The organism is Sphingomonas bacterium (assembly GCF_903644135.1).
In the GTDB taxonomy this organism is placed as follows: domain Bacteria; phylum Pseudomonadota; class Alphaproteobacteria; order Sphingomonadales; family Sphingomonadaceae; genus Sphingomonas.
In genome coordinates this window covers 1-8,910 of sequence record NZ_CAHJXA010000093.1, presented here as the reverse complement: position 1 = coordinate 8,910, position 8,910 = coordinate 1, and the positions used below count along the sequence as shown (strand labels likewise).

At 71.1% G+C, this 8,910-nt stretch carries 8 protein-coding genes; 2 read left to right on the top strand and 6 right to left on the bottom strand.

What is annotated here, in order from left to right; translation table 11 throughout:
* Positions 1–122: 122 nt before the first annotated feature.
* Entirely contained in the window at positions 123–1,031 is a 909-nt protein-coding gene (gene fmt, locus HUU96_RS06785; protein ID WP_174292077.1) for a methionyl-tRNA formyltransferase, read from the top strand.
* A complete protein-coding gene (gene truA, locus HUU96_RS06780; protein WP_174292076.1) occupies positions 1,028–1,774 on the top strand; it encodes a tRNA pseudouridine(38-40) synthase TruA in 747 nt (248 codons plus the stop codon). The genes fmt and truA overlap by 4 nt, the downstream gene beginning before the upstream one ends.
* Here the strand turns inward: truA and HUU96_RS06775 are convergent.
* The 6 genes from HUU96_RS06775 to HUU96_RS06750 all read right to left on the bottom strand — a co-directional run.
* A complete protein-coding gene (locus tag HUU96_RS06775) occupies positions 1,755–2,945 on the bottom strand; it encodes a class I SAM-dependent RNA methyltransferase (RefSeq protein ID WP_174292075.1) in 1,191 nt (396 codons plus the stop codon). The genes truA and HUU96_RS06775 overlap by 20 nt on opposite strands.
* Positions 2,942–4,360 carry an NAD(P)H-hydrate dehydratase gene (locus HUU96_RS06770; RefSeq protein WP_254605071.1) on the bottom strand — a complete coding sequence of 473 codons (1,419 nt, stop codon included), beginning with the start codon at positions 4,358–4,360 and terminating at the stop codon, positions 2,942–2,944. Before HUU96_RS06770 ends, HUU96_RS06775 begins: the two co-directional genes overlap by 4 nt.
* Positions 4,357–4,746, bottom strand: coding sequence for a hypothetical protein (locus tag HUU96_RS06765; protein ID WP_254605070.1), 390 nt, complete (start codon positions 4,744–4,746; stop codon positions 4,357–4,359). The genes HUU96_RS06770 and HUU96_RS06765 overlap by 4 nt, the downstream gene beginning before the upstream one ends.
* Entirely contained in the window at positions 4,733–6,454 is a 1,722-nt protein-coding gene (gene ilvD, locus HUU96_RS06760) for a dihydroxy-acid dehydratase (protein ID WP_174292074.1), read from the bottom strand. Before ilvD ends, HUU96_RS06765 begins: the two co-directional genes overlap by 14 nt.
* 41 nt (positions 6,455–6,495) lie before the next feature.
* The gene (locus HUU96_RS06755; RefSeq protein WP_174292073.1) at positions 6,496–6,843 is read right to left on the bottom strand and encodes a response regulator; all 348 of its coding nucleotides are present in this window, start codon (positions 6,841–6,843) and stop codon (positions 6,496–6,498) included.
* Positions 6,844–6,891: 48 nt separating this feature from the next.
* The coding region (locus HUU96_RS06750) for a response regulator (protein WP_174292072.1) at positions 6,892–8,910 on the bottom strand (2,019 nt) is incomplete at its 5' end.

Genomic DNA, 8,910 nt, shown 5'->3' with positions numbered 1-8,910 from the left:
CCCCGGCAGCCGCGACAGCGCCTGGGTCAACGTCTCGATCTCGGGGGAAGCCATCGCGCTGGAGATAGGGGGTTGCGCGCCTCCCCGCCAGCGCGGAAGGGCGCGTTCGAAAGGAGGGGGCGATGCGGATCGTCTTCATGGGAACGCCGGAGTTCGCGGTGCCGGTGCTCGACGCACTGGTTGAGGGCGGGCATCAGGTGGTCGCCGCCTATACCCAGCCGCCGCGACCCGGCGGGCGACGCGGGCGCGAGCTGGTCGCCTCGCCCGTCCAGCGCCGCGCCGAGACGCTGGGCATCGCAGTGCAATCGCCCGAGCGGTTGCGGGGAGCGGAGGAGCAGGCCGCGTTCGCCGCGCTCGACGCCGATGTGGCAGTGGTCGCCGCCTATGGCTTGATCCTGCCGCCGCCGGTGCTGGCGGCACCGCGGCATGGCTGCCTCAATGTCCATGCCTCATTGCTGCCGCGCTGGCGGGGTGCTGCGCCGATCCAGCGCGCGATCCTGGCGGGCGATGCCGAGACGGGCGTGTGCATCATGCAGATGGCGGCGGGTCTCGACACCGGGCCGGTGCTGCTCGACGGACGGGTGCCGATCGGCGGCAAGACCGCCGGCGAGCTGACGGCGGAGTTGGCGCTGCTCGGCGCGGCGATGATGGTGGAGACGCTGCTCGACCTGCCGCATCGACTGGCTGCCGACCAGCCCGGAGAAGGCGTGACCTACGCCGCCAAGATCGACAAGGCCGAGGCGCGGCTGGACTTCACCGGTTCGGCCGATAGGGTCGAGCGGCAGGTGCGTGCCTTCGCGCCGGTGCCGGGCGCGTGGTTCGAAGTCGCGGGCGAGCGGGTCAAGGTGCTGGCAGCGGAGCTGGTTGAGCGTAGCGGCGAACCCGGTCATGTGCTCGACGGTGCGCTGACGATCGCCTGCCGCGAGGGCGCGATCCGGCTGTCCTTGGTCCAGCGGGCGGGGCGCGGCGTCACCACCGCGACCGAGATGCTGCGCGGCTTTGCGATCCCGCCCGGCACGCGGCTGGCGTGACGCGGTTCGCGCTGACGGTCGAGTATGACGGCCGCCCGTTCATGGGCTGGCAGCGCCAGCAGCACGGCCCCAGCGTCCAGCAGGCGCTGGAAGCGGCGGTGACGGCGATCACTGGCGAGGCGGCGTCGGTGCACGCGGCCGGACGCACCGACGCCGGCGTCCATGCGCTGGCGATGCGGGCGCATGTCGACATCGCCAAGCCGATCGTGCCGTTCCGGCTGATGGAGGCGCTCAACGCGCGGCTGCGGCCCTCTCCGGTGGCGGTGCTCGCCTGCGAGATCGTTGCCGACGATTGGCACGCGCGCTTCTCCTGCCTCGGCCGCGCCTACGAATATCGCATCGTCAACCGCCGCGCGCCGCTGACCCATGAGGCCGGGCTGGCATGGCAGGTGCCGCAGCCGCTGGACGAGGTGCCGATGGCGGCAGCGGCAGCGCTGCTGGTCGGGCGGCACGACTTCACCACCTTCCGCTCGGCGCATTGTCAGGCCGACAGCCCGCTGCGGACGCTCGACCGGCTGGAGGTGGCGCGCGACGGCGAGCGGGTGACGATCCGGGCGGCGGCGCGCTCGTTCCTGCATCATCAGGTGCGTTCGATGGTCGGCTGCCTGGCGCTGGTCGGGTGGGGGCGCTGGTCGGTGGGCGACCTCGCAGCGGCGCTGGCGGCGCACAACCGGGCGGCGTTGGGGCTCAACGCACCGCCGGACGGGCTGTTCTTCGTCGCGGCTAGCTATCCGGGCGAGTGAAGCGCGCGACCAGCTCGACATGCGTGGACCAGCGGAACTGGCCGATCGGCTGCACCCAGTCAAGCCGCCAACCACCGCCAAACAACGTCTTCGCATCGGCCGCGAAGCTGTTGGGATTGCACGACGCGTAGGCGACTACGCGCGGCCGTGCCAAGGCCAGCGCCGCGACCTGATCGCGGGCACCCGCCCGCGGCGGGTCGAGCACCACCGCCTCGAACCGGTCGAGCTCGGCGGTGGTCAGCGGCCGGCGATAGAGGTCGCGATGCTCGGTGAAGACCGGCCGCCCCGCCCGCGCCGCCGCGGCCTTCAGCGCCAGCAGCGCATCGCGCGAGCCCTCCGCCGCATAGAGCTTGCCGGGCAGCGCCAACGCGAAGGTGCCGAGCCCGGCGAACAGGTCGGCGGTCGCCGTCGGTCGCCCCACCGCCTCGCGGACCGTCGCCACCAGCGCCGCCTCGCCATCGGCGGTTGCCTGGAGGAAGCCGCCGGGCGGGAACGGCACCGCCACGCCGCCGAGCGTGACGGTGACCGGCTGCGGCTCCCAGCGAGTCTCGGGACCCAGGCCGTCGTCGAACGTCAGCCGCGCCAGCCCGTGGCGCTCGCAGAAGGTCGTGATCGCCTCCGCCGCCGCAAGACTGGTCGGCGACAGGCCGGTGATGGCAACGTCCGGCCCTTGATCGGTCGACGTCAGCTGGATCTCCGCCCGGCGTTTCGGGCCCAGCCGCTGGAGCAATCCCCGCAATGGCGCGACCAGCGCGAACAGCTCGGGGGTGAGGACCCAGCATTCGGCAAGGTCGACGATCGCGTGGCTCGCCGCCTCGCTGAAGCCGATCCGGATCGCGCCGCCCTTGCGATCGGCATGGAGCGCAGCGCGCCGGCGGGTACGCGGCGGCGACAGGTGCGGCGTGCGGATGGCGGTCGACAGCCCCTGCCCCGCCAGCGCGCCGGCGATGCGATCGACCACGAACCCGGCATAGGCCTGGTCGTCGAGATGCTGGAGCTGGCAGCCGCCGCACGCCGGGAAGTGGCGACAGGGCGGCACTTGGTGGTGCGGGCCGGGCAAGACGCTCCCTTCCGCCGCAAGCTGGTCCCCCGGCGCGGCGAAGGCGGCGTGGCGGCCGTCGGCGGTGACGCCTTCTCCCCGCGCCGCCACTCGCACGACGGTGTCGGTCACAACGTCGCCGCGGCGAGCGCGTCGGGCAGGCGGGCAACCACGTCGTCGGCGATAAACGGCGGCGTCGCCAGGGCAGCCGCCGCGGCGTGCAACCAGACCGCCTCGCTCGCCGCTTGCAACGGACGGTCCTTGAGGTGGGCGTGGCGCGACGCCACCAGTCCGGCGAGCACGTCGCCGGTGCCGGCAGTAGACAGCCACGGCGTCGCGCTCGCCATGACGACGGCCTGTCCGTCGGGCGTGGCGATGACGGTATCGCTGCCCTTGTGGATAACGATCGCGCCGCTTGCGGCCGCGGCGGCGAGGGTGCGGTCGATCTTGTTGCCGCCGTCGGCGCCGAACAGCCGATCGAACTCGCCGCCATGCGGGGTCAGGAACACCGTGCGCCGCGCCGTCCCGATCCGCTGGCCGACGTCGCGGCCCAGCAGCGATAACGCGTCGGCATCGACGATGAGGTCGCGCCGCGAGGCCAGCGTCGCATCGAGCAAAGCCCGAGCCTCCGTGTCACGCGCCAGTCCGGGCCCGATCACCACCGCGCCGATGCGATGGTCGTCGAGCAGCGATGCCAGCGCGTCGGCGTCGGGCAATGTCCGCCGGACCAGCGCGTGGGGCGAGACGCCGCTCGGCTGCCGCTCCGTCAGCATGACATAGCCCGCGCCGCCCCGCATCGCCGCGCTCGCCGCCAGCAGCGATGCGCCCGGCATCGCACCGCCGACCACGGCGACCATGCCGCGGCTGAACTTCTGCACCTCGCCCGTCAGCGGTGCCAACGACGGCGGCGCGATGGTAGTCACGCTGGTACAGACGGGCACGCCGATGTCGGCCAGCATGACGTGCCCGCATCTGACAGCCTCAGGGCCGACAACATGGGCAATCTTGAGCGCGCCAAGCGCAATCGTAAGGTCGGCCGAGACGCCGTTGCCGACACCAGTGCCGTCCGCGAAGATACCGCTTGGCAGATCGATCGCGATCGTCAGCTCGGCCGCACCTTGCAGGCGGCTGATCAACGAGGCGGTGGTCGTGTCTAGCGGCCGGCTGGTTCCAGTCCCGAATAGCCCATCGACGAACAGCGGCCGCGGATCGGCGGCGTCGAGCGCGACGGTTCTGCCCGTCCACCTGGCAGCCATGCGCGCCGCAGCGCCCTCGCCTGCCCGGCCGTGCGCACTGACCGCGACCTGCAGCCCCCAGGCGGCAAGGTGGCGCGCCGCGACATAGGCGTCGCCGCCATTGTTGCCCGGTCCCGCCGCGATCAGGATCCGACGATTCGCGGCGAAGCGGCGGACCTCGCGCGCGATTGCCAGCCCTGCTCTCTCCATCAGCTCGTCGACCGAGACCCCGCCGTCCATCACCGCCTGCTCGGCGGCGCGCATCTGGGCGGCGGTCGCGATCGGCGCGCCGAAGGGGATGCGGCGGCTCACTGCTTGACGGTAGCGGGCAGGCGATAGCGGTCTCCGGCCAGCGTCACCTCGATCAGGTCGGGGCCGACCACCGCAACCTTGGCCGGTGCAGCCCCATCGGCGGCGATCAGCCCGCGCCCGTCGCGGGTGGCGAGCAGGCGATGAAAGCTGCCGTCGGGATGGCGCAGGGTCAGCACCAATCCGCGTGCGGTAGAGGCCTGCTCGACGCTGCAGGTGCGGGCCAGCGCGGCGGTGCCTTGCGCGCATAGCACCATGCCGTCGTCGTCCGCGGCTGCGCGCTGCTCCGCCTCGACCGCCGCCAGCGTCTGATTGGCGGCGCGCTGGGAGGGCGAGCAGGCGGAGGCGAGGCCCAGCATCGCCAGAGCCGAGGCGCTAGATATCCGCATAGACGTGGCGTTCGGCCTTTGCGCCGGGATGGGTGACGGCACCGCGGCTGGCGGGACCGACGCCCTGCGCATAACGCCACAGCGCTCCCGCCTGATAGTCGTTGACCCGCGGTTGCCAGCGACCCCGCCGTTCGGTGAGCACGGCATCGTCGACCAGCAGGTCGATCGTCCCCGCCTCGGCGTCGATGCGAATGGCGTCGCCATCCTCGACCAGCGCGATCGGGCCGCCGTCGGCCGCCTCCGGCCCGACATGGCCGATGCAGAAGCCGCGCGTCGCGCCCGAGAAGCGCCCGTCGGTGATAAGCGCCACCTTCTCGCCCATGCCGAGGCCATAGAGCGCGGCGGTCGTCGACAGCATCTCGCGCATCCCCGGACCGCCCTTGGGGCCTTCGTAGCGGATCACCAGCACCTCGCCCTCGACGATGCTGCGCGCCTCGACCGCGGCGAAGCAATCCTCCTCGCATTCGAACACTCGCGCCGGCCCCTCGAAGATCAGCCGGTGCATCCCGGCGACCTTCACGATCGCGCCCTCGGGGGCGAGGCTGCCACGCAGGCCGACGACGCCGCCGGTCGGCGACAACGGCGTGCGCACGTCGTAGATCACCTTCTGGTCGGGGTTCCAGGTCACCTGATCGATGTTCTCGCCCAAGGTGCGCCCAGTGACGGTCATGCAGTCGCCGTCAAGGAAGCCGCCCGCCAGCATCGTCTTCATCAGCATGTAGACACCGCCCGCCTCGTACATGTCCTTGGCGACGTAGCGCCCGCCGGGCTTGAGGTCGGCGATGTACGGCGTCGAACGGAACGCCTCGGCGACGTCGAACAGGTCGAAGTCGATCCCCGCCTCGTTCGCCATCGCCGGCAGGTGCAGCGCGGCGTTGGTCGAGCCGCCGGTGGCCGCCACCACGCGCGCGGCGTTGATAAAGGCGGCGCGCGTGCAGATGGCGCGCGGGCGCAGGCCCCGCTCGACCAGCTCCATCACCTGATGCCCCGCCGCCACCGCGATCTGCTCGCGCGTCGAATAGGGCGCGGGGACCATGTTGCTGTTGGGCAGGCTCAGCCCGATCGCCTCGCCGACGCAGGCCATGGTGTTGGCGGTGAACTGGCCGCCGCACGCGCCATGACCAGGGCAGGCCACCTTCTCCATCGCGTGCAGCTCCTCGATCGGGCAGGCGCCGGCGGCGAACTTGCCGACCACCTCGAACACGTCGACCACCGTCACGTCCTTGTCGTGGAAGCGGCCGGGCAGGATCGAGCCGCCATAGACGAAGATCGACGGCACGTTGAGCCGCAGCATCGCCATCATCATCCCGGGCAGCGACTTGTCGCACCCGGCGAACCCCACCAGCGCGTCGTAGCAATGGCCGCGTACCGAAAGCTCGACCGAGTCGGCGATGACCTCGCGGCTGACCAGCGACGACTTCATGCCCTGGTGGCCCATGGCGATGCCGTCGGTGACGGTGATGGTGTTGAAGCGGCGCGGCATCCCGCCATTCCCGATAACGCCGGCGCGTGCCGCGTCGGCCTGGACGTCGAGCAAGGTGTTACACGGCGCGCTGTCGTTGCCAGCGGAGGCGAGCGCGACGAACGGACGAGCGATGTCTTCTTCGGTCAGCCCCATCGCGTAATAATAGCTGCGGTGCGGAGCGCGCTCGGGGCCGACCGAGACATGACGGCTGGGCAGGCGGGACTTGTCGAAACGGTTGCTCATAGCCGCGGCGCTATGCTGTGCGCCCAACGCGCACGCAAGCGTCAGAAGGAGGCGAGGACCTGCTCGACGCTCTCCATCGTGAACGGCTTATGGAGGCAGGGGCGGTCGCGAAAGCTCGCGTCGACGCTGTCGTCGCCGCCACCGGTGGCGAACACAAACGGGATGCCGCGCGCGCTCAACGCCGCCGCGACCGGCGTGCTTTTCTCGCCGCCACGCAGGTTCAGGTCGAGGATCGCCGCCTCGACGCCGCCGCCCTCGATCGCCTTGATGGCGGCAGCGACGTTGTCGGCGCTGCCGATCACCGACTTGCCGGACATCTCGACGAAATCCTCCAGCATCATCGCGATCAGGGGCTCGTCTTCGACGATCAGGATACCGTTCGCGGCCATTGTCGCCGCTTTAGTATCGCGACCGGAACAAAGCCAGCCCCTTTTGCCTCAAGGAGTTGCGAGCGCCGCGCGGGCGGCGGCGGCCAGTTGCTGCACCGAGAACGGCTTGGCCAGGAAGGCGACATTGTCGAGATCGATCGACTTGCGCAGCTGCTCCTCGGCATAGCCCGACATGAACAGGATCGGCAGGTCGGGGTAGCGGGTCCGGACGTGGCGGACCATGGTCGGGCCATCCATGCCGGGCATCACCACGTCGCTGATCAACAGGTCGGGGCGGCCGTTCCGCTCGATCAGGTCGAGCGCCGCCTCGCCGTTCTCGGCGGTCAGGACGCTATAGCCCTGTCGCGCCAGTGCACGCTCGGCAACGGCGCGGACCATGTCCTCGTCCTCGACCAGCAGGACGGTGCCGGTGCCCCAGGTGTCCATCGGCTTGGCTGGCGACCGGACGCCGCGCACTGGTGCCGCTGCCGTCGCGGCGTGGACCGGCAGGTACATGGTGAAGGTCGCACCCTTGCCCGGAGCGGAGTCGGCGAAGATCCAGCCGCCCGACTGCTTGACGATGCCATAGACGGTGGAGAGCCCGAGGCCGGTGCCCTTCCCCACCTCTTTGGTCGTGAAGAACGGCTCGAAGATCTTGGGCAGGTTCTCGATCGGGATGCCGGTGCCGGTGTCGCTGACCACCAGGGCGGTATAGTCGGCCGGCGGCAGGATGTCGGAGTTCATCCGCTTGACCTCGGCGGCCGAGACCGAGCGAGTCTGGATGGTCAGCGTGCCGCCGCCAGTGGGATTGGCGCTGAGCATCGCATCGCGGGCGTTGACCGCCAGGTTGACGACCACCTGCTCCAGCTGGCCGGGGTCCGCACGCACCGCACCCAGGTCGCGGCCATGGGTGACTACCAGCTTCACCGTCTCGCCCAGCAGCCGCTTGAGGAGGATCGACACCTCCGACACCACATCGGGGAGCTGCAATATCTGCGGCCGCAGCGTCTGTTGCCGCGAGAAGGCGAGGAGGTGGCGGGTCAGGCTGGCGGCGCGGTTGGAGTTGGCGCGCACCTGCTGGATATCGTCATAGTCGCTGTCGCCGGGCGAATGGCGCATCAGCATCAGGTCGCAATGGCCGATGATTGCGGTCAGGATGTTGTTGAAGTCGTGCGCGACGCCGCCCGCCAACTGCCCGACCGCCTGCATCTTGGTCGCCTGCGCCACTTCGCGCTTCAGCCGCAGCTCCTCCGAATTGTCCTTGAGGCTGAGCAGCACCGCCGCATCACCTAGCCCGCGCGCGCCAGCGATGGTGAGGACGACCGGTTCGCCGGGATGGTCCTTCAGCCGGATCGCCATGTCGGCGGTCAGCGTCGTCGCGCCGCCGGCGACGCGCCGCACGGCGTCGGCAATCGCCGCCTTGTCCTCGCGTACCACCAAGTCGCCGGGATAGAGCGGCGGCGCAGCGGGATCGACCTGCGCCGCGCGCAGGAACGCCTCGTTGATCTGAAGGAACCGCCCGTCGCGCCCGACCAGCGCCAGGCCCAGCGGCAGCAAGGCGACCAGGCCACTGATATGGGTCGCTGCCTTCGCGTCGACCGCCGGCACCTCGTTTTCGTCCAGTAGGACCAGCAGGGTCGCACCTTCGCCCGGCTCCAGCGGCACCGGCAGCAGGCGCAGCGGGCGGCCGCCACTCCCTTCCCGCGCGAAACGGAGCCGGTCGGCGTCGGTGGCGAGCAGCGTCGCCATGTCCATTCCCGTGTCGCGCTCGCTGCTGCCGAGCGCACGGCTGGCGAGCGCGCGGGTCATCGCCTCCACTCGCCCTTCCCGGTCGACCAGCGCCGCCATGACGCCGGCCGCCCCTAGTCGATCGCCGATCTCGCCCGAGAGTGCCGCCGCCAAGGCCTCGATCGGGCTGTGCCGCACCGGCTGGGCGAAGCGCCAGACCAGCATGTCGCCTTCATCGCCGGCGCGCGTAATCACGGTATCGACGGCATCGCCCGCGCCGCTCAGCCCGCTCGCACTCCCGCGCCCGTCGCGCCAGGCAGCCCGGCCGGCAGTGCCAAGCGCGGCGACGCCGTCACCCTC